This is a genomic window from Bradyrhizobium sp. Leo78, from assembly GCF_059512425.1.
The window spans coordinates 134,935-161,121 of record NZ_JCAMOT010000005.1 but is presented as its reverse complement, the minus strand read 5'-3'; the positions used below and the strand labels follow the sequence as shown (position 1 = coordinate 161,121).

Genomic DNA, 26,187 nt, shown 5'->3' with positions numbered 1-26,187 from the left:
TGCTGATAGCCCATATGCAGCGCGCAGGCCAGAGATCATGGCGTGACCGAGCTCGGCGGTTTTACGGCCGCGCCGTCCGATTTCGCCTTCAGCACCATACCGCCGGCGACGCCGACGCCGAGCACGTACATCCAACCCTCGTGGAAATCGAAGATGTGCGAGTTGAACAACGAGGTAAAGATATTCTGCACGACCACCAGGAGCCCGATCCAGTTGACCAGCCCCTCGCCCCGAAACAGTCTGAGATGCCAAAACCAGATGGCATAGAGAATGACGACGCCGACAATGCCCCATTGCACGGCAACATTCAATGTCTGGTTGTGCGGATTGCCAACCACATCGCTGGTCGCCTTGAGCTCCTCGGCGGTCCCCCCGGTCGCGACCTGCGCGAACAGCCCGCGGGTGGAGCCGGTACCATGGCCGATCAAAGGCGCATCGGCGATGAAGCCCAGCGATTTGCGCCAGTATTCGAGCCGGAGCCCGATCGAGGTCGCCCGGTTCTGCTCCTTGTATTCCCGATAGTCCTTGCTGAAGCTCGCTGCTGTCCCGCGCAGTTGCGGCGAGGCCTGCCAGGCGACCGCCGCCAATACTGCCACCGCTCCAACTATCATCAGGATGTTGCGCCATTTTAGATGCAGGAACGCGAACACCGCAAACATCACGGGCACCGTCACCAGTGCCGTCCGCGAGACGATCACAAAGGCCATGTTGACGAAGAAGCTCAACGCAATCGCGACCAGCAGGCCGGCCAGCGCGAATTTTTTCGCGCGCAGCAGGGTGACGATAGGATAGGCCAGCGCCACCGCGCAGAGCGTGAACTCCTGGCTCTGGTCGATATAGTTCTTCACGAAGATGCCGCGCTCGGCATCGATTGGCGGTTTCAACGACAGGCTGGGCTGCAGGACCACCAGCCAGGACATCACCACCAGGAGCGTGCAGGAGATCAGGAACGCGGTGAACACCCACATGCCCCGGGACGAGCGCTCGAAATGGTAGAGCAGGAACGGCAGCACCAAGAGCTTGGCCGTCGGGCTCACCGCATAAGTGCGCGCACCCCAGGGCGCGTCCGACCACAGCATGCCGACCACCGCGAGCACGAACAGTGCGATCGGCAGCGCGACGATCGGCTGCTTCAGCGATTGCAGGAACGACTTCAGATCCAGCGTCGGTGCGACCACGACCACGAACACTGCGCCGAAGATGCCGACCAGCGAGGTCGACCAGGGCAGCGACAGCGCGAGCAGCACGGCGACGATGTCGGCCGCTTTGGTCCAGGCGGCCGGGTTGCGCCAGGCCGGCAGCGCCGCGCTTGCGGGAGAAAAGCCCGCCGCCGTGCTCACGCCTTGCCTCCGCGGGCACGGGCGACCAGCGAGGTCGTGCTGAAGCCGGGCAGGATGTCGACCAGCAGCACCTCGCCGCCATTGGCTTCGACGATCTCATGGCCGACCACCTGCGCGCGGGTATAGTCGCCGCCCTTGACCAGCACGCTCGGCTTTATCGCCGTGATCAGGTTGATCGGCGTGTCTTCCTCGAAAATGGCGACGAGATCGACCGCCTCCAGCGCCGCCAGCACTTCGGCACGTGCGCGCTCGTCCTGCACCGGGCGCCCCTGCCCTTTCAGCCGCCGGACGGAGGCGTCGCTGTTGAGGCCGACGATCAGTCGATCGCAAGCGCCGCGCGCCGCCGTCAACACCTTGACGTGGCCAGGATGCAGGATGTCGAAACAGCCATTGGTGAAACCGACGCGCAGGCCCTGCCGGCGCCATTCGCTGAGCTGGGCGCCGAGATCGCCGCCGGCCGCGACGATCTTCTCTTCCGCCGCAAGCGAGGCATGCGGCAGGATCTTGCGCCTGAGCTCGGCCGGCGTGGCCGTCGCGGTTCCGGTCTTGCCGACGGCGACCGCGGCCGCCGCACTTGCCACCCGCAACGCGGTCTCCCAATCGGCGTTGGCGGCGAGCGACAGCGCGAGTGCAGCCGCAACCGTGTCGCCGGCGCCGGAGACGTCGCGAACCTTCACCGGCAGCGCCGGCACGTGGACGGTTTCGCTGTCACGCACCACCAGAGTCATGCCGCGCTCGCCCTGCGTCACCAGCATCGCCTCGCAATCGGCGAGCCGCATCGCGTCCTCCGCCGCTTCGGCGATCGCACCGGGCGTATCGGCGCGGCTCCGCGTCGCCTCAGCGAATTCCTTGCGGTTGGGGGTGAGCAGCGTCGCGCCGCGATAGATCGCAAGATTGAGGCTCTTAGGATCGACGATCACGCGCTTGCCAAGCTTGCGCGCGGCATCGATGGTGTTGCGGATCACCCGCGCGGTCAGCACGCCCTTGGCATAGTCAGACAGCAGCACGATGTCGGCACGGGCGAGCTCGGGGAGGATCGTATCGATCAGTTGCTGCTCGATCTCGCCTGTCGCCGGCTGCGCCTGCTCCCAGTCGGCGCGCAGCATGTGGGTGGAAAAATGCTCGGAGACGAAGCGCACCTTCCGCGTCGTCGGGCGCGCGCTGTCGCACACCAGCCGGCTTTCGATCCCGCTCTCGGCCGCCAGCGCCGCCTTCAGTCTCGCGCCCGGCTCATCCTCGCCGATGAGGCCGACAAAAATGCAGCGGCCGCCGAGCGACGCGATGTTGCGCGCGACATTGCCGGCGCCGCCGACATTGGTCTCGCTGCGCTGGACCGCGATCACCGGCGCCGGCGCCTCGGGCGAAATCCGCGACACCTCGCCATAGACGAACTCGTCCAGCATCAGGTCGCCGATGCAGAGCACGGTCTGACGGGAAAGCGCCTGCGACAGGGTTTCGAAATCGAGCATCTGTTTCCTTGCCCGTCAGCGGTAGCGGTCGGGACGATCGAGGAAGCCGTTCACGTAGGCATCGACGGCGTCCTCGAGCCGCGTGAAACCGCCGTTATAGCCCGCACGCTGCAAGCGATCGACATCGGCTTGCGTGAAATATTGATAGCTGCCCCTGATCTGTTCGGGCATGTCGACATACTCGATGTTCGGCTTTAGCCCGAGCGCGGCATAGGCCGAGAGCATCAGGTCGCGGAAACTGCGCGCAGTGCCGGTTCCGACATTGAACAATCCGCTGACCGAAGGCGTGGCGAGCAGCCACATCATCACCCGCACGGTATCGTCGACATAGATGAAGTCGCGCCGCTGGTCGCCGTCGGCGATACCATCGCGATGCGACTTGAACAATTGCACCGTGCGGCCTGCCTTGATGTCGTCGAAGCGCCGCGCCAGCACGCTCATCATGGTACCCTTGTGATATTCGTTCGGCCCGAACACGTTGAAGAATTTCAGGCCCGCCCATTGCGGCGGCAATTTCTCACCGCGCGCGGCGCGCTCGGCCACGGCGAGATCGAACAGATGCTTGCTCCAGCCATAGAGATTCATCGGCCGCAGTTTCTTCAGCGCCTCGACCGTCTGCTCGTCGCGAAATCCCGCTTCACCGTCGCCATAGGTCGCGGCCGAGGACGCATAGATCAGCGGCGTCGCATTCGCCGTGCACCAGTCGAGCAGCCGCAGCGACAGGCGGAAATTGGTCTCGATCACGAGATCGCCGTCGGTCGCCGTCGTCTCCGAGATCGCTCCGAGGTGGATCACCGCATCGAGCCGCCGGCCCAACAGCCACGCCGAAAGCTCCGATGGCGGCACGACATCGGTAAGCTGGCGTTTTGCCAAATTGCGCCACTTGCCGTCATGGCCAAGCGCGTCGCACACGACGACGTCCGTGCGGCCGGCGTCATTCAACGCGGCCACGACATTCGACCCGATAAAACCGGCCCCGCCGGTCACCAGCAACATGCCGATCCCTGCCCTGATTTGTGCGGCGCCAGCTTTGCCCCAGTCCGACGGCGCAGGCAACTTGCGCGGTGGATGAAATGCGGCTGACTTTACCTCCGGATGGAGAGCGGCTACCGACGAGGCCGCAAAAGCGCCGGGTTCCCGTACAGAAGATATGAATATTGATTCAATAGAAGGCATTGAGGTCGAGGACGCCGGCGATACCCGCCCGATCCTGATCATCCCCTATATGTGGATCGGCGATTTCGTCCGCGGCCATACCGTCGTGCGGGTGCTGAAACAGCGCTGGCCAAATCGTCCGGTCGACATGCTCACAACCTCGCTCTGCGCGCCTCTGGTCGACTACATGCCGGGTGTCCGCGGCAAGGTGGTCTGGGATTTGCCGCGCGGCCGCCTGGCGGTGGCAAAACAGTTCGGCCTGGCAGGGGAACTTCGCGCCCGCGGCTATCACACCGCCCTGGTCATGCTCCGCACCTGGAAATCGGCGATCGCGCCGACGCTGGCCGGCATCCCGGAGCGCGTCGGCTTTTGCGGCGAGGCGAGGTTCGGCCTCATCAACCACATGCGCTGGGGCGAGAAGAAGCTGGATCGCATGGTCGACCAGATGTCGGCGCTCGCTTTGCCCGTGGGCGCGAAATTTCCGCCCGAATGGCCGGTGCCGCAATTGCGGGTTCCCACGGAGGAAACCGAGCGCTGGCGGCAAGCCAACGGGTTGAGCCGCGGTCCCGCGATCGCGCTGGCGCCCGGCTCGGTCGGCTCGGGCAAACGCTGGACTTATTACGGCGAGGCTGCACGGCTGCTGGCCGCGCGCGGTTTCGACGTCTGGGTGGTCGGAGGCCCCGGCGAGAAGGCGCTAGCCACGGAGATCGTCGCCGCCGGCGGCGCCGGTGTCCGCGACCTCACCGGCACGGACTTGCGCAACGGTATCCTGGCGATGGCCGCGGCGAGCGTCGCGATTTCGAACGATTCCGGCCTGATGCATGTCGCAGCCGCGCTCGGCACCCCGACCATGGGCATTTTCGGCCCCACTAGCCCTTACCACTGGGCTCCGCTCAACGGTCTGGCGGCCACCGTGGTGACCAAGACGCACGTGCCGTGTCAGCCTTGCCATCGCCCGGTCTGCACCATGAACGACCACCGCTGCATGCGCGATATTCCGGCCTCTGACGTGGCCGATATCGCCGAGCGCGTGCTGGCTCAGGCGAGCACGCGATAGACCGCGGCGATCCCGTTCGCCTCGGCGTCGAGACTGAATTTTCCCACCACGCGGGCCCGCGCCCGCTCTCCCATCGCAGCCGCAGCCGCCGGATCGCGCATCAACGGCTCGAGCGCCGTACAGAGCGCATCGACATCCCCCGGCGGCACCAGCACGCCGGTGATGCCATCCTCGACCACGAATTCGGCCGCGCCCGCGCGCGCCGCCACCAGCGCCGCGCCTGATGACATCGCTTCGATCAGCGTCAACCCAAAGCCCTCGTTGCGCGAGGTGAAAGCGTAGATGGTCAATCGCTGATACCAGCGCTCGACCTCCTCGATCGGGACTTCACCTGATATCCTGATCCGCGACGTCAACCCCGCAGCCTCGATCCGCTGCTTCAGCCCGTTCGCAAACCCCTGCTGCTCCGGCACCACGGCGCCGACCAGCACCGCCGAAAAATCCGGATAGCGCGGCAACAGCCGGCACATCGCCTCGACAAAGACGTCGCTGCCCTTCTGCGCGCGCACGCGGCCGAAGCAGCCGATCGCGTAGCGCCCGGGCAGGCCACTTTCGGCGAACGCCGCCGCGCGGTCGGCTGGCGGCGCGTAACGTTCGGTGTCGACGCCATGCATCACCACCGTCGCCTCGCGCTTGAGGAAGGACGCAGACAACGCGCTCGTCGCGATCACCGCATCCATCTGCCGGATCAGCCAGCGAGTCAGCCAAGTGTGGTGGCGTTGCGCGGCGGACGTGAACACGAGCTTCAACGGCCAGCCGAGCGCGCGCAGCAGCACGCCCACGATCATCTCGTCATTGCGCCGCGCGTGCCAGATCAGCGGCGCAGGGCGGCGCCAAAGTTTCAAGAGGTCAGCGAAGTCCATGCGCGCGATGCCCTCGGGCGCATGCGAGCCGAGCCATGCGGCGCGGAACATCTTCGCAAGCTTCGGTGCGACCATGCGGTTGGTCGCAGTCACGCCCGAATAGCGCCTGTGCAGATTCGGCACGATCAGTTGCAGCTCAGCGGCCGGATTGTTCTCGATCGGCACGTAAGTCCCCCTTTGCAGGAGTTCGTATACGCAACATTAAGCATAGGAGCCAGTTCTGAGGCCACGAAACCCCCTCTTCATCGCGCCCCCGCTAACATCCCGGGAAAATAGCGGGGAGAGGTGAAGTCATGACCGTGCTCGTCACCGGCGGCGCCGGCTATATCGGAAGTCACATGGTGCGCGCGCTGGTCGATGCCGGCGCAAGCGTCGTGGTGGTCGACAACCTCTCGACCGGCTTCTCCGCCCTGTTGCCCGAAGGCGTGCCGCTGTTCATCGGCGATGCCGGCGACGAAAATCTCGTCGAGGGCGTGATCGCCCAGCACGGCGTCGAGAGCATCATCCATTTCGCCGGCTCGGTGGTGGTTCCGGAATCGATGCGCGATCCGCTCGGCTACTACCGCAACAACACGATGACCACACAGAGCCTGTTGAACGCCGCGGTCAAGTCCGGCGTCAGCCGCTTCATCTTCTCGTCCACCGCCGCCGTCTATGGCAATCCCGAAGAGGTGCCGGTGCCGGAAACCGCGCCGACGCGGCCGCTGTCGCCCTACGGCATGTCGAAGCTGATGACGGAGATCATGCTGCATGATGTGGCGACTGCCTACGGCATGAGTTACGTCGTGCTGCGCTATTTCAACGTCGCCGGCGCCGACCCGCTGGGCCGCATCGGGCTTTCCACCATCGGCGCGACGCATCTGCTCAAGATCGCGGTCGAGGCCGCCACCGGCCAGCGCGCCAAGGTCGACGTGTTCGGCAGCGACTATCCGACGCCGGACGGTACTTGCATCCGCGACTTCATCCATGTCACCGATCTCGTCGAGGCGCATCACGCCGCGCTGTCTTATTTGCGTGCTGGCGGAGGTTCGGTCACGCTGAATTGCGGCTATGGCCGCGGCTATTCGGTATTGGAGACGATCGAGGCGGTGCGCCGCGTCTCCATGCGCAATTTCGCTGTGTCGGTTGCGCCGCGCCGTCCCGGCGACATCATGACCATGGTCGCCGACACCAGCCGCATCCGCACGCTCCTGGACTGGACGCCGAAATACGACGATCTCGAGACCATCGCGGCGCATGCGCTAGCCTGGGAGCAAAAGCTGTTCCTGGAGCGCGGGGGCCCGCTCCAGGAGGCGGAATCGGCCTGAAAATCAAGCCGTTATTTGGCCTGAATATGGCTTGAAAAACATCTGTTTCGCAGGCAAGGACTCGTTCGCCTGACGCTGACGCGCGCCCGCTTCCGAACAACGCGGCGTCAAGGGAACGCGGATGACCGAGCCTCCAAGAAAGATAACCGACGACCCCTATGGGGCGGCGATCCTGATTCGCCGTCTGATCGCCGAGCAGGGGCTCATCTATTGGCGGCGCTATCTGCAAGCGTTCGTCCTGATGGCAATATCGGCCGGCGCCACCGCCGGCGCCGCCTATATCCTGGGTCAGGTGATCAACCAGGCCTATATCGACAGGGACATTGCCGGCATCGCGCGTCTCTCCGGCGTGACCGTCATTCTGTTGTTCATCAAGGGCGTGGCGACCTACGGCCACTCCGTGATCCTGGCGAAAATCAGCAACGCCATCCTGGCCAACAATCAGCGCCAGTTATTCGCCAAGCTGATGAGCGAAAGCATCGGCTTCTTCTCCGAACGGCATTCGTCGGAATTCCTGGCCCGGCTGACTGCCGGCGCCAAATCCATCACCGACGTCCTCAACATGCTGATCAACGCGATCGGGCGCGATCTGTTGACGTTGATCGCCATGATCGGCGTGATGGTGTTCCAGGATCCGGTGCTGTCGTTCATTGGCCTCGTGGTGGTGCCGCCGGCGATGCTGATCCTGCGCAAGCTGGTGAAGCGCATCAAGGGCCTCGCCTACAACCAGTTCACCGGCACCGCCGACATCCTCGAGACCATGCAGGAATCGCTGCAGGGCATCCGCACCGTGAAGGCGTTCACGCTGGAAGAGACGATGAAGCAGCGCATCGACGCGAACATCACGGCCGTCGAGCGCAACGCCAACAAGATGGCGCGGGTTGCCAACCGCTCGAACCCGCTGATGGAGATGCTCGGCGGCTTCGCAGTGGCCGGCTGCCTGCTCTATGGCGGCTACAGCGTGGTCGCGCTCAACGCGACCCCCGGCGCGTTCTTCTCCTTCATGACCGCTTTCCTGATGGCAACCGAGCCGGCAAAACGGCTGTCGCGGCTCAACATCGATCTCAACAGCCAGTTGGTCGGCGCGCGGATGCTGCTCGAAGTCGTGGATAGCCCCGCGAGCGAACGCTCCGACGACGACAAGCCGGCCTTGAGGCTGACCGAAGCGCGGATTGAGCTGCGCGATGTCGGCTTTGCCTATCGCGCCGACGCGCCGGTGCTGAGCCACATGAGCTTTGTCGCCGAGCCCGGCAAGGTCACCGCGCTGGTCGGCCCCTCCGGCGGCGGCAAGTCCACAGTGCTGGCGCTGCTGCTTCGCTTCTATGAAGCGAGCGAGGGCGACATCCTGATCGACGGCCAATCGATCTCTTCGGTGTCGCGGCGCTCGCTGCGCCAGCAGACCGCCTATGTCGGCCAGGACGTCTATCTGTTCCGCGACACCATCCGCAACAACATCGCCTTCGGCAAGCCCGGCGCCACCGAAGATGAGATCGTGGACGCGGCCAAGGCGGCCTGTGCGCACGACTTCATCACCAGCTTCCCGCTCGGCTACGACACCCCGGTCGGCGAGCTCGGCACGCAGTTGTCCGGCGGGCAGCGCCAGCGCATCGCGGTGGCGCGCGCGCTGATCAAGAACGCGCCGATCATCCTGCTTGATGAAGCGACCGCCGCGCTTGATTCCGAATCCGAAAAGCAGGTGCAGGAGGCGATCGAGCATCTCTGCCAGAACCGCACCACGATCGTGATCGCGCATCGGCTGCACACCATCATGCATGCGGACGCGATCCTGGTGGTCGAGGGCGGCCAGATCGTCGAGCGCGGTCGCCATGACGAACTGCTCCGCCGCGGCGGCCGCTACGCCTCCTTCTTCCGCCTGCAGCACTACGACACCCGCCCGCTCACGCTGGCCCCGATCAGCGCCACCGGCTAACCATCCCACATCGAGAACGAGAGCGCTTCATGACCGCCACAGACTACGTCATCCCCGCCCCGCCGCAGCCTTCGCTCCCCGTCGTCGGCGAGACGAAATCCTTCCCCGTCCGCCGCATCTGGTGCGTCGGGCGCAACTACCTCGAACACATCAGGGAGATGGGCAATGACGAGCGCGCGCCGCCCTTCTTCTTCGCCAAGCACGCCGACATGCTGGTGCCTGACGGTGCTACCATCCCCTACCCGCCGCTGACCAAGGACTTGCACCACGAGGTCGAACTGGTGGTCGCAATGAAGAGCGGCGGCCTCAACATTCCCGCCGACAAGGCGCTGGACCATGTCTATGGCTACGCGGTCGGCATCGATCTCACCCGCCGCGATCTGCAGATCGCCTCGCGCAAGAAGGAACGTCCCTGGGAGATCGGAAAGTCCTTCGACTATTCGGCGCCCTGCTCTGCGCTGCAGCCCGCCTCCAAGATCGGCCATCCGTCAAAGGGCAGGATCTGGCTCACCGTCAACGGCAAGGAAACCCAGAAGGGCGACCTCACCGAACTGATCTGGAACGTGCCCGAAATCATCTGGCAGCTCTCCCAGCAGGTGAAGCTCGCCGCCGGCGACCTCATCATGACGGGAACACCAGCCGGCGTCTCCCAGCTCCAGCCCGGCGATCAAATCGAATGCGGCGTCGACGGCGTCGGCACGCTGAAGGTCTCGATCGGCCAGCCGGAGTAATGCTCCGCCCTCACCACGCCAACCGCCGTCATTCCGGGGCGCGCGCAGCGCGAACCCGGAATCCATCAAGCGGCAGGTGACGGCGGAGAAATGGATTCCGGGCTCGATGCTGCGCATCGCCCCGGAATGACTGCCCCGTTATTGCTAAGCTTCGTAGCCCGGGTGGAGCGAATCGCAACCCGGGACTTTTGCGCCCGCATCGAGAGCGGCCCCGGGTACGCTGGCGCTCCGCCCGGGCTACGACCGGAATCGCCTACTAGCTCTCGGACTCCTCCGACGCGCCCGGGCCGGGATGCGTCTTCTCGTATTCCAGCCACAGCTCAAGCAGCGACATGAACATCACCACGGCGCCGGCGATGATGCTGAAATGCATTGCGCGGGTGTGCGCGAAGCCGAGCAGCCAGGGCGACACGATCAGCCAGCCCCCGACGAGCAGGTTGACCCATTCTTCCCAAGCGGAAAATGCAATGATCGCCGCTAGCGACAGGATCGCGATCGCCGCGCCGCTTGCCCGCAGATCGATTGCCGCCATCGGGTTGCCACGGACAAACATCCACGGTGCCGCAAGCAGGAAGATCGCTGCCGCCAGATTGTAGAGATCGAGCGCCGATTCATTCCGCCATTTCAACATGCCCTTTCCTCCATTTGCTGCCTTATGCCCGCCGGTCGTGTGCGTCGGCCGCGTTGATGTCCTTTCCGGTGTAGTCGGTCATCAGCGCAGTCGCGACCAGGGTGATGACGGCGCAGATCGCGATGTAGATCGCGATTGCGGTCGCCGACTGGTACATGCCGAACAGCCAGGCCGCGATCAGGGGCGCCGGACCGCCGGCGATCACCGACGCGAGCTGGTAGCCGAGCGATGAACCGCTGTAGCGCAGGCGCCCGGTAAAGCTCTCGGCGATCAGCGCGGCCTGCGGCCCGTACATCATGTCGTGCGGGATCAGCGACAGGACGATCGCGAGGAAGATGATCGTCAAAGATCCCGTGTTGAGCATCGCGAAGTAGATAAAGCCGAAGATGCCGGTCACGACGGCACCGATCATATACATGTTCTTGCGGCCGATCCGGTCAGACAGATGCCCGAACAGCGGGATCGAGACGAACGACAGCACCGAAGCCGTGAGCACCGCAGTGAGCAGGAAGTCGCGCGAGACGTGCAGCGTGGCAATGCCGTAGGAAAAGACGAAGGCGGTGAAGATGTAGAACGGCGCCTGCTCGGCCATGCGCGCGAAGGCGGACAGCAGGATTTCCTTCGGATACTCCTTGATCACCGTCAGCATCGGCGTGCGGTCGAGCTTTTGCTCGGCCTGCAGTTTGCTGAACACCGGCGTTTCCAGAATGCCGAGCCTGATGTAGAGACCGACGACGACCAGGATGAGGCTGAGCGCAAACGGAAGCCGCCAGCCCCAGGCGAGAAACTGGTCCCCAGCCATCTGGCTGAACGCCAGAACGGCAAGATTGGCGAGGAACAGGCCGCACGGAACGCCGAATTGCGGCCATGACGCGATGAACCCGCGGGAGTGGTTGTCGCGCGCCCATTCCATCGACATCAGCACCGAGCCGCCCCATTCGCCGCCGACACCGACGCCCTGGATGAAGCGCAGCACCGTCAGGATCACCGCACCCCAGATGCCGACGCGCTCATAGGTCGGCACCACGGCCACCGCCGCGGTCGCCAGTCCCATCAGGAGCAGCGTCGCGATCAGCGTCGCTTTGCGGCCGATGCGGTCGCCATAATGCCCGAAGATCGCAGCACCGATCGGCCGCGCGACGAAGCCGACAGCATAAATGGCAAATGCCTCCAGCGTGCCGACCCAGGGGTCGGAGTGCGGGAAGAACAGCTTTGCGAAAACCAGCCCGGTGACGGTGCTGTAAAGGAAGAAATCATACCATTCGATCGCGGTCCCAATCGTGGAGGCGATGACGGCGCGCCGAAGCTGGCGCTGATGCTCGGATGGAGTCAGTTGGGTGGCGTCGAGACCGAGCGTTGCCATGGGAGCATCTCCCTCGGACAAGCCCCCTGGCAAATTTCACTTTGTTGGGTCGTTTAATCGCAAAACGATATGACGCGCCGAAAGTTCCATCCGACCAGGAAATAGAGGCTAGAACTTTAGTCCAGCGGAGCAAGGATCTTAGGGCGGATTAGCGCAGCGTAATCCGCCGTCTTCTACGGGAGCTGGGGGCGACAGCTAGACCTTAAGCGGATCGGTTGGACCGAAGGCGAACATAGCCGCTTGTATCCTCGCAAGCATCGCGCCGCTTCATTCCTGCGCGGGGCGCAGCGATGCCCGCGCACGGCAAGAAGCTGACAGAAATTTAATATGGCCGCAGGACTTAGAGCCTTTTCCGTCACCCATTCAGCGAGTTAATACCGAAAAAAGAACGACGGGATGGAGGCAATGAAGCGAGGAATTGTCGTTTTCGCCTGTCTCTGCGCCCTTTCCGGCGCCGCCTACTTTGGCGTGAGCAAGTGGGGAATTCGGCACGAAAGCTTGAGCCTCTATGATCAGACCCGACAACGGCTGGTGCCGGTCGATCTTGCCGTGCGTGCGGATTACGAGATGAAGGCCAATGCCGGAATCTGGAAGCTTCCGGTCGCGATCATCAGCAACGGCAACACGGTCAAGAACACCGAATATTCGTTCCTGGAAAACGTGCTGGCCGCGGATGGATATCTGGTCGCCAGCATCCAGCAGGATATTCCATCCGACCCTCCGCTGATGACGAGGGTCGGACTACCCTATGTGGGCAGGATTGGCGTCTACAAAAAGGGCGAAGCCAACATCGGCTTTGTGCTCGCGAAGCTGAAGGCGCTTGAGCCCAATGCCGTCTACGATCATCTGACCCTCGTGGGCCATTCAAACGGCGGCGATATCGCCATGTACTACGCCAAGCAACATCCCGAACTGGTGTCAAAGGTGATCACGCTGGACAATTTGCGCGTCCCCTTCGTGCTTGACCACAGACTTAAGATCCTGTCGTTCCGCTCGAAAGATCCCAACTTCAAGACCGATCCCGGCGTGTTGCCGGCTCCCGAACAGGCCAAGAAGCAAGTTATCGATATCATCAATACGCAATTCCGGCACACTGACATGTGCGACCGTGGACCTTATTCCGTCAAGCACAGGATCCAGGCCACGCTCGACGAGTTTCTCACCAAGGGCAGCAGCAGCGAACTGGCGCCTGCGCCGACCGACAGTCCGCTTGTTGTCAACGCCGCTGCAGCGCTTCCCTAGAGCATGATCCGGAAAGGACCGTGGGCGGATACGCGAAGCGTAATCCGCCATTCCACCATTGCACAAAAGACGGCGGATTACGCTTCGCTAATCCGCCCTACGCACTCACCGCAACGCCGACGCAACGATCAGCCCGAGGATCACGACCGTCAGCGAATATTTCAGCGTGTAGTACACGTTGCGGTTCCACTCCTTGACCTTGCGGCTGGCGAGATGGACCTCGTAGAGCTTGCCGAACACCTTGTTGAGCACGCCGACATGCTCGCCGTCCACGTTCTGCGTGGCGGAGGCCTTGACGATGTGATGGCTGACCCAACGGTTGATCGCGGTCATGAAGCCATACTTCATCGGGCGCTCGACGTCGCAGAACAGGATGATGCGGTTGACGTCGGTGGCGTTCTCGGCGTGGTGGATGAAGGTCTCGTCGAACATGAAGGCCTGGCCGTCGCGCCAGACGCATTCCACGCCGTCGACCACGATCCGGCACTTGTTCGAGTTGGGGGTGACCAGCCCGAGGTGATAGCGCAGCGAGCCGGCAAAGGGATCGCGGTGCGCGCCGAGCTTGCCGCCGGGCGGCAGCATCGCAAACATCGCGCCGTGCACGGACGGAATCGAATTCAGCAATTCCACGGTCTTTGGGCACAGCGTGCGCGCCGACGGCAGGAAGTCGTCATACCACTTCAGGTAAAAGCGCTTCCAGCCGCTCTTGAAGAACGAATAGAAGCCCCAGTCGTTGTTCTTGGCGGCTGCTCGGATAAAGCCCTCGTCGAACAGCCGCACCGCCTCTTCGCGGATGGTCTCCCAGTTCTCGCTGAGCTTGGCGAGCTCGGGAAACTTCTCGACCGGGATCACCGGCGTGTTCGGAACGGCCGAGCCCGCATACATCAACACATTGTAGGGCGCGAGATAGGTCGAGTGATCGCCGAGCTGACGCGCGAAGCGGAGCCGCTCGCGGCCGCGGAAATGCACATAGATCGTCGATGCCGCCAGGATGTAGAGGATAACAAGCTGCGGTGCGAATACCGTTTTCAGCATATCAGTCCCTGCCGTGGCCCCCAGCCACGTCCTGCGTCCATATAGCGCAAGCGGGTCCCGCAAGCCAATCCTGGAGGGGGCTTCCGGATCGCGCCGACCTGCGCGCACAGATAAATTTTCCGTGCAATTTCAAAGCGAATCGGGTGGTCCAGTCCCTGTTCACCAAAATTTTCCTGTTAACCCGTCGGGCAAATCACCTCTATAACCCGCGCCGTCTCACCCGATGAGAGGGGCGGATCGCGATCGTCACGAACGCGCGGTGAGATGCGGTGGACGCTGACGTTGCGACTGACGAGCGTGACATCAGCGGACGGCGAAGTCGTGTGGTCCTGGCGCCCCGACGCTGGCGCTAAGCTCGCGAGCAGCAAGAGCTGCCGCGGGTGACGGTGGCAAGAAAGCCCGGTCACCGGGGAGAGCGCGAAGTAAGCCGTAACACCATCGCGCAGGGAAAGCCGGTGTTGCTCCGGTTGACCTGTGGTCCTACCCCCGTGCTTTTTGTTGCACGGGACCCATGGGTGCAACCGGCACCGGGCTTTCCCTGCGCCCTCTGTCTTCGAGGAGGGTGAAACGAGATGCAAAGCTCGGGCGTAACGCGCCGCGAGAATGCGGAGTTACACCACCTCACACACTCCACCGTCATGCCCGCCAAGGCGGGCATCCAGTACTCCGCGGCGCTTCGGATCAGCCTCGAACGCTTCTGGAATACTTCATCGTCCGGTCAAGCCGGACGATGACAGTGGAGAGCTGTTTGACATTTGAATCAGAACCTCTCCCCTCGTCATTGCGAGGAGCGAAGCGACGAAGCAATCCACGCCTCCGCAAGCGGCGCGATGGATTGCTTCGCTCCGCTCGCAATGACAATGGCGAGGGCAGCACACTCCAACCTGTCCCCTCACCCTGACGAGACCGCGCAGCGGTCGTCTCGAAGGGCGAGGCCACCGGCGGGGCCTCATCCTTCGAGACGCGGCCAAATGGCCGCTCCTCAGGATGAGGGGCTAACGGCGCACGCCAAATTCGTAAGATGGGTAGAGCGAAGCGAAACCCATCATTCACGCCGCGTGCACTATGGCGATGGATTTCGCTCCGCTCTACCCATCCTACGGCACGGCTCCCTCAGGCGCGCATCGCCTGCAGGCCCTTGAAGGTCAGGCGCTTGGGGTCCTTGATGCCGGCGAGGTAGAAGCGGCGGATGAAGGCAACGGCGGCGTCGCGGTCGCAATCGGTCAGCGCCACGAGGGCATCGACGGCAATTCGCTGGGCGTCCATGGGCTTCCTCTTGCTATCAGCAGCCACAGGCCGTGCAGCGTAGGGCGTCTTGGTTAATCCGGCGTTAACCGTCGCGGCAGAATGGCTGATTCGACAGGAAGCCCGAATACGCAAACCAACCCATGGACGCTTGGACACGCCCCGCCAGAACAACGAGGACTGTCACGAATACTGCATCACGCCGTCATCCACCTTGCCGTAGCGCAGGGAGACGATGTCGAGCGCATAGTTCTGGTAGAGCCGCCACGGCCGCTTCGAGCCCTGCTTGGGCAATTTCGCGATCGAGCGCTGGACATAGCCGGACGAGAAATCCAGCGCCGGCAGCGCCTCGATCGAAGGATCGAGATTATGCGCCACGCACTGCCTGAAGCCGTGCCGGTCCATGTAATTGATCAGACGGCAGGCATATTCGCAGGTGAGGTCGCATTTCAGCGTCCACGACGCGTTTGTGTAGCCGAGCGTCGCCGCGAGGTTCGGCACATCCGAATACATCATGCCCTTGTAGCTCAGCGTTTTCGCGAAATCGACGATGCGACCGTCGACGCTGACCTCGACGCCGCCGAGCACCTGCAGGACCAGTCCGGTAGCGGTGATGATGATGTCGGCCGGAAGCTCGCTGCCGTCCTTCAGGCGAATGCCGTTCCTGGTGAAGGTATCGATCTGGCTGGTGACGACGGAGGCGCGCTTCTCGCGGATCGATTTGAACAGGTCGCCGTCCGGCACGAGGCAGAGCCGCTGCTCCCACGGATTGTAGCGCGGCGTGAAATGCGTGCCGATGTCGTAATCCGGACCGAGCGCCATCTTGATGCCGCCGAGGATGAGCTGCTTGGCGCGCTCCGGCTTGCGGCGGCAGAGCTGGAAGAAATACATGCCGAGCAGCACGTTGCGCCAGCGGATCAGATGATAAGCGAGCCCCGCCGAGAGATTGCGCCGGAGCTTGTTGGCGAGCGCATCCTCCGCCGGACGCGCCACCACGTAAGTCGGCGAGCGCTGCAGCATGGTGACATGCGCGGCTGTCTTGGCGAGCTCCGGCACCAGCGTCACCGCTGTCGCGCCCGAGCCGATTACGACCACGCGCTTGCCGGCGTAGTCGAGATGCTCGGGCCATTTCTGCGGATGCACGATCTGACCCTCGAAGTCGGCGGCACCAGCGAAGTCCGGCGTGTAGCCTTCCTCGTATCTGTAATAGCCCGAGCACATGAGGAGGAAATTGCAGGTGATGCGCACGATCTCGGCCGCGCCCTCGCCTGCCCTGCGCTCCGCCTCGACGGTCCAGCGCGCCTCGTCGGACGACCACGAGACACGCTTGACGCGATGGTTGAAGCGGATCTTGCGGTCGATCCCGTTCTGGGCCGCGGTCTCGCGCACATAGTTCAGGATGCGCGGCCCGTCCGCGATCGCCTTCGGTTCGGTCCACGGGCGGAACGAATAGCCGAGCGTGTACATGTCGCTGTCGGAGCGGATGCCGGGATAGCGGAACAGATCCCAGGTGCCACCGATGCAGTCGCGGCCCTCGAGGATGACGTAGCTCCTGCTCGGGCACTTCTGCTGCAGGTGATAGCCCGCGCCGATGCCGGACAGCCCGGCGCCGACGATCAGGACATCGAAATGCTCCATTGGGACCTCCCCAGGAGCCCGCAACCGCCGTCATGCCCGGGCTCGTCCCGGGCATCCACGTCCTTTCTGCGCCGCTAGTCAAGCCAGAACGTGGATGGCCGGGACAAGCCCGGCCATGACGCAGAAAGATCCCAGAAAGCCTGGATCAGTAGCGGTAATGATCCGACTTGTACGGCCCTTCCGTCTTGACGCCGATATAGTCGGCCTGGTCCTTGCGCAGTTCGGTCAGCTTGACGCCGATCTTGGCGAGGTGCAGGCGGGCGACCTTTTCGTCCAGCGTCTTCGGCAGCACGTAGACCTTCTTCTCGTACTTGCCGTTCTTGTTGTTGGCGAACAGCTCGATCTGCGCCAGCGTCTGGTTGGTGAAGGAGGCCGACATCACGAAGGACGGATGGCCCATGGCGTTGCCGAGGTTCACGAGGCGGCCTTCCGACAGCAGGATGATGCGGTGCTTGTCGGGGAATTCGATCTCGTCGACCTGCGGCTTGATGTTGGTCCATTTCAGATTGCGCAGCGACGCGATCTGGATCTCGTTGTCGAAGTGGCCGATGTTGCAGACGATGGCACGATCCTTCATCGCGCGCATGTGCTCGATGGTGATGATGTCCTTGTTGCCGGTGGCGGTAACGAAGATGTCGGCGCGCGGCGCGGCATCTTCCATGGTCACGACCTCATAGCCTTCCATCGCCGCCTGCAGCGCGCAGATCGGATCGACCTCGGAGACCATCACGCGGCAGCCGGCCTGGCGCAGCGAAGCGGCCGAGCCCTTGCCGACGTCGCCGAAGCCCGCAACCATCGCGACCTTGCCCGACAACATCACGTCGGTGCCGCGGCGGATGCCGTCGACCAGCGACTCGCGGCACCCATAGAGGTTGTCGAACTTCGACTTGGTAACGCTGTCGTTGACGTTGATGGCCGGGAACAGCAGCGTGCCCTTGTTCGCCATCTCGTAGAGGCGGTGCACGCCCGTCGTCGTCTCCTCGGAGACGCCCTTGATGTTCTTGGCGATCTCGGCGAACCAGCCCTTCGGCTTCTCCTTCAGGAGCCGCTTGATCAGCGCGTAGAAGATCTCTTCTTCCTCAGAGGCGGGCTTGTCGAGGAAAGCCGTGTCGCCCTGCTCGGCGCGGTAGCCGGCATGCACCAGCATGGTGGCGTCGCCGCCGTCGTCGAGGATCATGTTGGGCGTGCCGCCGCCGTGCCAGTCGAACAGCTTGGCGGTGTAGTCCCAGTATTCGGTGAGCGTCTCGCCCTTCACCGCGAACACCGGAATGCCGGCAGCAGCGATCGCGGCCGCGGCGTGGTCCTGGGTCGAATAGATGTTGCAGGAGACCCAGCGGATGTCGGCGCCGAGCGCGGCCAGCGTCTCGATCAAGACAGCGGTCTGGATGGTCATGTGCAGGGAGCCGGCAATACGCGCGCCCTTCAGGGGCTGCTTGGGGCCGAACTCCTCACGTGTCGCCATCAACCCGGGCATCTCGGTTTCTGCGAGCGAGATTTCCTTGCGGCCGAAGTCGGCGAGCGAGATGTCCTTGACGATATAGTCGGTGAAGCCAGGCTTTGTCGGGGCGTTCATCGCGAGATTCCTGTTGTTAAACTCGTCATTCCGGGGCGCCTCGAAGAGGCGAACCCGGAATCTCAAAATGATGGACAAGGATTCCGGGTTTGCTCGCTCTCGCGAGCGCCCCGGAATGACGTACGCTGCTTAGACTGCGCGCTTGAGCGGCTCGACGAGATCGGTCTTCTCCCAGGAGAAGCCGCCCTCATTGTCGGGCGTGCGGCCGAAATGACCGTAGGCCGAGGTCCGCGCGTAGATCGGACGGTTGAGGTCGAGATGGGTGCGGATGCCGCGCGGGGTCAGGTCCATCGCCTGCGCCACCGCCTTCTCGAGCTTGTCCTCCGGCACCTTACCGGTGCCATGGGTGTCGATGTAGATCGACAGCGGCCGCGCCACGCCGATCGCGTAAGCGAGCTGCAGGGTGCAGCGGTCGGCGAGACCGGCGGCGACAATGTTCTTGGCCACATAGCGCGCGGCATAGGCGGCCGAGCGGTCGACCTTGGTCGGATCCTTGCCGGAGAAAGCGCCGCCGCCATGCGGGGCCGCACCGCCATAGGTGTCGACGATGATCTTGCGGCCGGTGAGACCTGAGTCGCCATCGGGGCCGCCGATGAAGAACTTGCCGGTCGGGTTGATGTGCCAGATGGTCTTGCCGTTGATCCACTCCTTCGGCAGCGCCTCGCGCACATAGGGCTCGACGATGTCGCGAACCTGATTGGAGGAGAGATCCTCGACCAGATGCTGGTGCGAGACCACGATCTCGCGCACGCCGACCGGCTTGCCGTTCTCGTACTGCACGGTGACCTGGCTCTTGGAGTCCGGCCCCAGCACCTTCTCGCGGCCGGAGTGGCGCGCTTCGGAAATCAGCCGCAGGATCTTGTGGGCATAGAAGATCGGCGCCGGCATCAGGTCCGGCGTCTCATTGGTGGCGTAACCGAACATGATGCCTTGGTCGCCCGCCCCCTCTTCCTTCTTCTCGCCCGGCTGCAGCGCGTCGACGCCCTGCGCGATATCGGCCGACTGCGGATGCAGGAGGATCTCGATGTCGCAGTTCTTCCAGTGGAAGCCCTCCTGCTCGTAGCCGATGTCCTTGATCGCCTCGCGGACGGTGCTTTCGATCTGGTCGTTGGTCACCGACTGGGGCCCGCGGGTTTCGCCGGCGATCACCACCTTGTTGGTCGTGGCAAGCGTTTCGCAGGCGGCGCGGATCTGCCACGGGTCGATGCCGGCTTTCGGCCCTTCCCGATAGAACAGATCGACGATCTCGTCCGAGATCCGGTCGCAGACCTTGTCTGGATGCCCTTCGGAGACCGACTCGCTGGTGAACAGGTAAGACGCGCGCATCAAGCAAACCCCTTGTTATGTCGACTTCCGACGTTTGTGTGAGTGTGTTCCTGACATGTCAGTCCCGGCGACGCGAGATGACGTAGGATTCGTCGTAGAACCAAAGCCCATTATGTTTGCGCAGAACGTCGCGGGTGGCTTCGAGAGTTCGGCCGCCTTCCGCCAACTCCGCCAACCGGTCGTCTTCAACCTGGGCGACATACACCGCCGCGTTCCACGCTGCAAAGGCAGTCGAGGTTCCGATCGAGCCGGTGACCTCGTTAGGCAAGGCTTCCATATCATAGCGGAAGATCGAGCGGTTATCCGCGTATGCGTTAAAGTTAAGGTCGCGCCCGGCCGACCCCAGCTCGTATTTGACCGCGCGCAGTATCTCATGGCGGCTGACGGCGAAAGGATTTTCTCCGGGCCACACGGCCTGGATAATTTCCAAACCCGGATCGTCGCCATGAGAGTGAATACCGATCAGGCGACCGCCGCTGCGCAAGGCGCGCGCCAGTGGCGCAATGATGCGCTTGGCCCGGAAATTCACCGAGGATTTCGCCCGGTATGGCTGGGATGCGATGACGAGGTCGAAATTGGCCTCGGTCTTGCCGGCCCGCGGGATGATCGAATCGAGCAGGAATCTCTGGTCCTCCCGGTAGAGCACCAAAACCACCGGACGCTCATAGATGGGCATCCCGGATCGTGGGCTGACGCGGGCACGCCAATTCTGCTCGAGAAACGGGCCGAGTTCCGCGATCTGGGCCTCGAATTCGCCCGACGAGCCGCCCCGCAGCGGCACCTCGTACCAGAGCGTGCTGGCGGCCGCCACCGGGGATTTGGGGGTCAGCCAGGGCGCCTCGTCGTAATACATGTTGGTCAGCACGAACACGGTCGAAGGGTGCTCGAACAGCCGGTCCGGCACCTTGTCGAGGGTCAGCCGGACGTCCTCCAGGCTGAGTTCCTTGCCAGCCACGTAGAACGGCATATGAGGAAAGCGGCTATGCATGGCGCGCAGCACCCGCGCCAGCACCGTGCCATCGCCGACGCCGGCGTCGAACACCCGCAGCGCCGGCGGCCGGGGATGGATGGCGGAAAGCTCCAGCGCCACCCGCTGCGCGATCACCCGCTTCTCGCCGCAGGTATGGACGAACAGCAAATACCGCTGCCGGTTCTCGAAAAAACGGAAATTCTGCCGCGGATCGCGCTTCTCCAGCGGCACCACCAGCCCCCGCGGCGGCGCCACACCGCCCGGCGTCGAGGTGGCAATGAAGGCCTGGATGCGGTCCAGCGTGTCAATGGTGATCTTTTTGCCCTCCCGCAGCCGGTGCACCAGCTTGCCGTCATTGACCGCACGCCGGCCGAACGTGGACTCGGCCATGTCGGCCCCCCGGCAGAAGTCAGTGATCTGGCTCAGGATTTGGTCGTTCTTCATCGGGCCAAGAGGGTGGGACAGCAGTGGGCAGCCGTAGGGGGCAGCATGCTGTTAGCACATATTTCCCACTCTTTGAACCCCCCTCGCCCGCCCTGCCATAAAGCAGGCCGAACGCCCCCGACGGCAGCGATCGCAGGCCGTGGTCGAACTCGTCGCTATTGGGAAAGGTCTAGCTGGCGCAGAAGTGACGGGGTGCTTCCACACCGTCACTCCGGGGCGATGCGATACATTGAACCTCGAGATTCCCGATGCGCGTCTGCGACGCGCCTCGGAATGACAGGCTGTGGCTACTACTTACCCCACACCTCTTCTGCGACTTCCACTGCAAGCCTGAGCTTCGCCCACTGTTCTTCTTCGGAAAGGACGTTGCCTTCCTCGGTCGAAGCGAAGCCGCATTGGGGCGAGAGCGCGAGTTGTTCGAGCGGCGCGAATTTGGAAGCTTCCTCCAGACGTCGCTTGATGGCGTCCCTGCTCTCGAGCTCGCCGAATTTGGAAGTAATGACGCCGACCACCACGACCTTGTTGCCCTTTGGCAAATAGCGCAGCGGCTCGAAACCGCCGGCACGGTCGGAATCATATTCGAGGAAATAGCCATCGTAGTTAGTGCCGCCGAGCAGCGTTTCCGCTACCGGCTCGTAGCCGCCGGACGAAATCCAGGTGGAGCGGAAATTGCCGCGGCAGACATGGGTCGAGATCACCATGTCGGACGGACGGGCCGCGATCGCGTAGTTGATGACGCGGGCGTAGATCTCCTGCAGGCCATCGGGATTGTCGCCGCGCTCACGCGCCTTCTGCAATTCGTCCTGCGAGCAGAGATAGGCCCACACCGTGTCGTCGAACTGCAGATAGCGGCAGCCGGCGTCATAAAACGCCTTCACGGCCTTGCGGTAGGTCTTGCCGAGATCCTCGAAGAACGGTTCGAGGTCGGGATAGACCTCCTTCGAGATCAGCTTGCGGCCACCGCGGAAGTGCAGCACCGACGGCGCCGGGATCGTCATCTTGGCCGTGACATGCGCCTGCTCGGCGTATTTCTTCAGAAACCTGAAGTGATCGAGCATCGGGTGGTCGTCGGGGAAATCCAATTTGTCGATCACGCGGATTGCGTCATGGCGCGTCTGCACGCCTGCGAACTGGATGCCGGCGTCCGGGTGGAACAGTTCGCAGCCGGTCAGGTTGGCGAGAAAATCAAAGTGCCACCAGGAGCGACGGAATTCACCGTCGGTCGCGAGCTTCAGCCCGGTGGAGGCCTGGCGGTGCACGACCTTCTCGATCTCGATGTCCTCGATCTTGCGCAGATCCTCGGGCGTGATCTCGCCCTTTTCAAGCTTGGCGCGCGCCTCCTTGATCTTCCGTGGCCGCAGCAGGCTGCCGACCTCGTCGGCGCGGAAAGGAGGTTTTGTTCGTTGCATGGTTTCGACTCCCTAGGGACGGAATTAATGCGCTTTGGCGCCGGAGACCCCAAGATGCCGCTCGAGCACCGTGGGATCGGCTTTCAAGGCATCGCTTGCCGCATCGTGCACGATTGTGCCGCGTTCCAATATCACGACGCGGTCCGCGAGCCCCAGAACCTTTTGCGCGTGCTGTTCTACGATGATCGAGCAGATACCACCAGAGCGGGTGATCGTGCCGAGCGCTTTCAGCAATTCCTCAACGATGATCGGCGCCAGCCCTTCCGTCGGCTCGTCCAAGAGCAGCACCTTTGGGTTCAAGGTCAGCGCGCGGCCGATCGCCAGCATCTGCTGCTCGCCACCGGAGAGCTGGTTGCCGAAATTGCCGCGCCGCTCCTTCAGCCGGGGGAACATCCGGTAGATCCTCTCCACCGTCCATGGTCCCGGCTGGGCCACGGCGGTCATATTCTCCTCGACGGTGAGGGAGCGAAAGATATTGCGTTCCTGCGGCACCCAGCCGACCCCAGCGCGGGCCCGTTGATCCGGACGCAGCGCCGTGATGTCCTGCCCGGCCAGCGCAATGCGGCCGCCGAAACGGCGGGTGACGCCGACGATGGAATTGATCAGCGTGGTCTTGCCTGTGCCGTTGCGCCCGAGCAGCGCCAGCACCTGGCCTTCGGGGAGCGACAGCGTCATGCCCGGCAGCACCACCGCCTCGCCATAGCCAGCACGCAGGCCCTCGATCGCGAGCAGCTCAGGCATCGGCCGCCTCGCCGAGATAGACCGCCTTCACTTGCGGGTCGCGCGCCACGGCATCCGGCGGACCTTCGGTCAATAGCGCACCGTTGACCAGCACCGAGATGCGGTCGGCGAAGGAGAATACGAGATCCATGTCGTGCTCGATCAGGAGCACCGTTACCTCGCGCGGCAGCGCGGCGACAGCGGTCAGAATGTCGTGGCGCTCGATTTCGGGTACGCCGGCGGCCGGCTCGTCGAGCAGCAGCACGCGGGGTCTGGTGGCAATCGCGACCGCGATCTCGAGCAGGCGCTGCTTGCCATAGGGCAAAGTGACGGTGGGCTCGTTCATGACGTCGAGCAAATGAAACCGCGCCAGGATCTCGGCGATCTCGGCATTGACGTCTACCCGCGTCCCCATCCGCCGCCACCAGTCGCCGCCGCGTCCCATCCGTTCGGAGACCGCGAGCCCAATGGTCTCCAGTGGGGTGAGATCGGGATAGAGCTGGTTGATCTGGAACGTACGCGACAGGCCACGCAGCACGCGCTTGTGCACCGGCAGGTTGGTGATGTCGTTGCCTTCGAGCAGGATGCGGCCGGCATTGGGCCGCAGGACCCCGGTGAGCAGGTTGATCACCGTGGTCTTGCCGGCCCCGTTCGGCCCAATCAAAGCGTGGCGGGCGCCCTGCTCGATCCGGAACGAAAGGTCGCGCGTGACGCGCAAGCCGCCGAAGGTTTTTTCCAGTCCCCTGGTTTCCAGCGCGATCATCATGACGGATCGCTTTCGGGAACCACGACAACGGCCCGGCGACCGGTAAATTGCCGGATGATGAGGTTGGGCAGCCAAAGCGCCCAACGATGGATGCGGGCGCGGCCGACCAGAACGATCACGACCAGCACCAGCCCGATCCAGAACAGCCAGTATTGCGGCGTAATGGTCGAAAACAGCTCCTGCAGCATCTTGAACACGACGGCGCCGATCAGCCCGCCATAGAGATAGCCGGTGCCGCCGATGACCAGCATCAGCATCAAATCCGCCGAACGCTCGAACGAGAACACGTCGAGCGAAGCCAGCGCCGTGGTCTGCGTGAACAGCGCGCCGGCGACGCCGGCATAGAACGCCGAGACGGTATAAATCGCGATCAATCGGCGATTGACGGGAACACCGATCGCGGCGGCGCGCAGCGGGTTGTTCCTGATCGCGCGCAGCGACAGCCCGAACGGCGAATGCACGATCCGCCGGGCCAGCACGAACAGGAGGAACAGCACGATCAGCGAGTAGAAGAAGCCGGTCTGGCCGAAGATGTCGAACGCAAAGCGGCCGAGGATCGGCTGCATCTCGATGCCCTGCAATCCGTCGGTACCGCCGGTGATATCGGAGAAGCGCTCGGCGAGCGCCTCCAGGAGCAGCGCGATGCCGAGCGTGACCATCAGCCGCGTCAGATCGACGCCGCGGATGACAAGAAAGCTCGTGAAGAAGCCGAGCACCATGGCAGCAAGGCCTGCGACCACGAGCGCGACTACCGGCTCGCTGATGATACCGTGCAGCGCCAGCAGCCCCGCGGAATAGGCGCCGACGCCGAAGAATGCGGCATGCCCGAGCGAGACGATGCCAGCATAGCCAAGGATCAGGTCGAGCGACAGCGCGAACAAAGCGAGCCGCACGATCTCGGTCATGATCAGGTAGCGGGATGGAAACAGGAAGCCGCAGGCGACGACCACGATCCAGAAGGCAATCTCGCCCGGTCGCCAGCGGGCGCCGGCAACCACATGCGTGGAAACGTCGGGAAGCGTGCTCATCGCACCCCTCAGCGCGCGGCCGTGCGGCCGAACAGGCCGTTCGGACGCCAGATCAGGATCACGATCATGATCGTGTAGATCACGAAGGGCCCCATCTTCGGGACATAATACTTGCCGGCGACATCGCCGATGCCGAGCAAGAGCGACGCCAGGAATGGGCCGGTGATCGAGGAGGAGCCGCCCACCGTGACCACGATCAGAAAGTAGATCATGAATTTGAGCGGGAAATAAGGATCAAGGCCGAGGATCTCCGCGCTCAACGCGCCGCCGAGCCCGGCCAGCCCGCAACCGAAGGCGAAGGTGAAAGCGAAGACCTGCGGCACATTGATGCCGAGCCCGATCGCGGCACGGGGATCATCGACCGCCGCGCGCAGGCGGCTGCCGAAGCGCGTGCGCGCCAGGATCAATTGCAGCGCGACCGTGAGCAAACCGCAGATCACAATGATCATCAGCCGATAGCGACCGATGCCGACCCCGAACACATCGAACTGCCCCTCGAGGGCCGCCGGCAATTTGATGAAGACCCGCGACGAGCCCATGGTGTAGTCGACCGCCGCGATCGACATGAAAACGAGACCGATGGAGAACAGCACCTGGTCGAGATGGCTGCGCGCGTAGAGATGACGGTACAGCGTTCGCTCAAGGACCACGCCAACCACGGCACTGCCGACGAAGGCGAGCGGCAGTGCCGCAAAGAACGGCCAGCCGGAATTATTCACCAGCACCGCGCAGATGTAGCCGCCGGCCATCGCGAAGGCGCCGTGCGCGAGATTGACAAAATTCATCAGTCCGAGCGTCACCGCGAGCCCGCAGGCGAGCACGAACAGCAGCATGCCGTAGGCAACGCCGTCGAACAGGATGGTGAAGAGCGAGGTCATTTCATCCCCGATCAGCCAAAATTGAAGAGTGGCCCACGTCTAGCGACCGCGCCATGGCCGGGCTTGT

General features: G+C 63.5%; 22 protein-coding genes. 5 read left to right on the top strand and 17 right to left on the bottom strand.

From position 1 onward, the window contains the following. Nucleotides 1–35 precede the first annotated feature (35 nt). From AC5ZG1_RS08745 to rfaD, 3 genes are read right to left on the bottom strand one after another with little or no spacing between them, the layout of a single operon-like run. Nucleotides 36–1,340: an O-antigen ligase family protein gene (locus tag AC5ZG1_RS08745; protein ID WP_496132616.1), complete on the bottom strand. Its 1,305-nt coding sequence runs from the start codon at nt 1,338–1,340 to the stop codon at nt 36–38. Beyond that, a complete protein-coding gene (rfaE1, locus tag AC5ZG1_RS08740; protein ID WP_496132615.1) occupies nt 1,337–2,809 on the bottom strand; it encodes a D-glycero-beta-D-manno-heptose-7-phosphate kinase in 1,473 nt (490 codons plus the stop codon). The genes AC5ZG1_RS08745 and rfaE1 overlap by 4 nt, the downstream gene beginning before the upstream one ends. Before the next feature lie 15 nt (nt 2,810–2,824). Continuing rightward, nucleotides 2,825–3,805, bottom strand: coding sequence for an ADP-glyceromanno-heptose 6-epimerase (gene rfaD, locus AC5ZG1_RS08735; protein WP_496132614.1), 981 nt, complete (start codon nt 3,803–3,805; stop codon nt 2,825–2,827). Nucleotides 3,806–3,959: 154 nt separating this feature from the next. On the opposite strand from rfaD, the gene waaF reads away from it, so the two are divergent. Further along, nucleotides 3,960–5,021 carry a lipopolysaccharide heptosyltransferase II gene (gene waaF / locus AC5ZG1_RS08730; RefSeq protein ID WP_496132613.1) on the top strand — a complete coding sequence of 354 codons (1,062 nt, stop codon included), beginning with the start codon at nt 3,960–3,962 and terminating at the stop codon, nt 5,019–5,021. On the opposite strand, the gene AC5ZG1_RS08725 is transcribed toward waaF, so the two are convergent. Continuing rightward, complete coding sequence (locus tag AC5ZG1_RS08725) at nt 5,003–6,049, bottom strand: glycosyltransferase family 4 protein (RefSeq protein WP_496132612.1); 1,047 nt, start codon at nt 6,047–6,049, stop codon at nt 5,003–5,005. The two genes, waaF and AC5ZG1_RS08725, sit on opposite strands and share 19 nt — an antisense overlap. A 128-nt stretch (nt 6,050–6,177) precedes the next feature. Here AC5ZG1_RS08725 and galE point away from each other — a divergent pair, with 128 nt between their 5' ends. The 3 genes from galE to AC5ZG1_RS08710 all read left to right on the top strand — a co-directional run bounded on the left by galE (nt 6,178) and on the right by AC5ZG1_RS08710 (nt 9,852). Beyond that, nucleotides 6,178–7,191: a UDP-glucose 4-epimerase GalE gene (galE, locus tag AC5ZG1_RS08720; protein WP_496132611.1), complete on the top strand. Its 1,014-nt coding sequence runs from the start codon at nt 6,178–6,180 to the stop codon at nt 7,189–7,191. A gap of 121 nt (nt 7,192–7,312) precedes the next feature. Continuing rightward, the gene (locus tag AC5ZG1_RS08715) at nt 7,313–9,121 is read left to right on the top strand and encodes an ABC transporter ATP-binding protein (protein WP_496132610.1); all 1,809 of its coding nucleotides are present in this window, start codon (nt 7,313–7,315) and stop codon (nt 9,119–9,121) included. 29 nt (nt 9,122–9,150) lie between these two features. Next, nucleotides 9,151–9,852: a fumarylacetoacetate hydrolase family protein gene (locus AC5ZG1_RS08710; RefSeq protein ID WP_496132609.1), complete on the top strand. Its 702-nt coding sequence runs from the start codon at nt 9,151–9,153 to the stop codon at nt 9,850–9,852. Nucleotides 9,853–10,108: 256 nt separating this feature from the next. Here the strand turns inward: AC5ZG1_RS08710 and AC5ZG1_RS08705 are convergent, their stop codons facing one another. Both AC5ZG1_RS08705 and AC5ZG1_RS08700 read right to left on the bottom strand, forming a co-directional pair. Beyond that, nucleotides 10,109–10,483: an SPW repeat protein gene (locus AC5ZG1_RS08705; RefSeq protein ID WP_496132608.1), complete on the bottom strand. Its 375-nt coding sequence runs from the start codon at nt 10,481–10,483 to the stop codon at nt 10,109–10,111. Between the two features lie 22 nt (nt 10,484–10,505). After that, nucleotides 10,506–11,846: an MFS transporter gene (locus AC5ZG1_RS08700; RefSeq protein WP_130228951.1), complete on the bottom strand. Its 1,341-nt coding sequence runs from the start codon at nt 11,844–11,846 to the stop codon at nt 10,506–10,508. Between the two features lie 405 nt (nt 11,847–12,251). Here AC5ZG1_RS08700 and AC5ZG1_RS08695 point away from each other — a divergent pair, with 405 nt between their 5' ends. Next, nucleotides 12,252–13,088 carry an alpha/beta fold hydrolase gene (locus AC5ZG1_RS08695; RefSeq protein ID WP_456643068.1) on the top strand — a complete coding sequence of 279 codons (837 nt, stop codon included), beginning with the start codon at nt 12,252–12,254 and terminating at the stop codon, nt 13,086–13,088. Between the two features lie 105 nt (nt 13,089–13,193). On the opposite strand, the gene AC5ZG1_RS08690 is transcribed toward AC5ZG1_RS08695, so the two are convergent. The 11 genes from AC5ZG1_RS08690 to AC5ZG1_RS08640 form a co-directional block, all read right to left on the bottom strand. Further along, on the bottom strand, nt 13,194–14,123 hold the full coding sequence (locus AC5ZG1_RS08690) for an aspartyl/asparaginyl beta-hydroxylase domain-containing protein (RefSeq protein ID WP_496132607.1): 930 nt from the start codon (nt 14,121–14,123) through the stop codon (nt 13,194–13,196). 1,113 nt (nt 14,124–15,236) lie between these two features. Then, nucleotides 15,237–15,389 (bottom strand): hypothetical protein, encoded by a 153-nt coding sequence (locus AC5ZG1_RS08685; protein WP_165435298.1) that lies wholly within the window; start codon nt 15,387–15,389, stop codon nt 15,237–15,239. Between the two features lie 162 nt (nt 15,390–15,551). Continuing rightward, nucleotides 15,552–17,006: a flavin-containing monooxygenase gene (locus tag AC5ZG1_RS08680; RefSeq protein ID WP_496132606.1), complete on the bottom strand. Its 1,455-nt coding sequence runs from the start codon at nt 17,004–17,006 to the stop codon at nt 15,552–15,554. Nucleotides 17,007–17,151: 145 nt separating this feature from the next. After that, complete coding sequence (ahcY, locus tag AC5ZG1_RS08675; RefSeq protein WP_474419267.1) at nt 17,152–18,579, bottom strand: adenosylhomocysteinase; 1,428 nt, start codon at nt 18,577–18,579, stop codon at nt 17,152–17,154. A 129-nt stretch (nt 18,580–18,708) separates the two neighbouring features. Further along, nucleotides 18,709–19,905 (bottom strand): methionine adenosyltransferase, encoded by a 1,197-nt coding sequence (gene metK, locus AC5ZG1_RS08670; RefSeq protein WP_474419266.1) that lies wholly within the window; start codon nt 19,903–19,905, stop codon nt 18,709–18,711. Between the two features lie 58 nt (nt 19,906–19,963). Continuing rightward, nucleotides 19,964–21,319, bottom strand: coding sequence for a hypothetical protein (locus tag AC5ZG1_RS08665; protein WP_496132605.1), 1,356 nt, complete (start codon nt 21,317–21,319; stop codon nt 19,964–19,966). Nucleotides 21,320–21,609: 290 nt separating this feature from the next. Next, on the bottom strand, nt 21,610–22,728 hold the full coding sequence (locus AC5ZG1_RS08660; protein WP_496132604.1) for a cobalamin-independent methionine synthase II family protein: 1,119 nt from the start codon (nt 22,726–22,728) through the stop codon (nt 21,610–21,612). 24 nt (nt 22,729–22,752) lie between these two features. Further along, nucleotides 22,753–23,469, bottom strand: a complete 717-nt coding sequence (locus AC5ZG1_RS08655) for an ABC transporter ATP-binding protein (RefSeq protein WP_496132603.1) — start codon at nt 23,467–23,469, stop codon at nt 22,753–22,755. Beyond that, on the bottom strand, nt 23,462–24,214 hold the full coding sequence (locus AC5ZG1_RS08650; protein WP_496132602.1) for an ABC transporter ATP-binding protein: 753 nt from the start codon (nt 24,212–24,214) through the stop codon (nt 23,462–23,464). Before AC5ZG1_RS08650 ends, AC5ZG1_RS08655 begins: the two co-directional genes overlap by 8 nt. Then, nucleotides 24,211–25,242, bottom strand: a complete 1,032-nt coding sequence (locus tag AC5ZG1_RS08645; RefSeq protein ID WP_496132601.1) for a branched-chain amino acid ABC transporter permease — start codon at nt 25,240–25,242, stop codon at nt 24,211–24,213. The genes AC5ZG1_RS08650 and AC5ZG1_RS08645 overlap by 4 nt, the downstream gene beginning before the upstream one ends. An 8-nt stretch (nt 25,243–25,250) precedes the next feature. After that, the gene (locus AC5ZG1_RS08640) at nt 25,251–26,120 is read right to left on the bottom strand and encodes a branched-chain amino acid ABC transporter permease (protein WP_496132600.1); all 870 of its coding nucleotides are present in this window, start codon (nt 26,118–26,120) and stop codon (nt 25,251–25,253) included. Between the last annotated feature and the right edge of the window lie 67 nt (nt 26,121–26,187).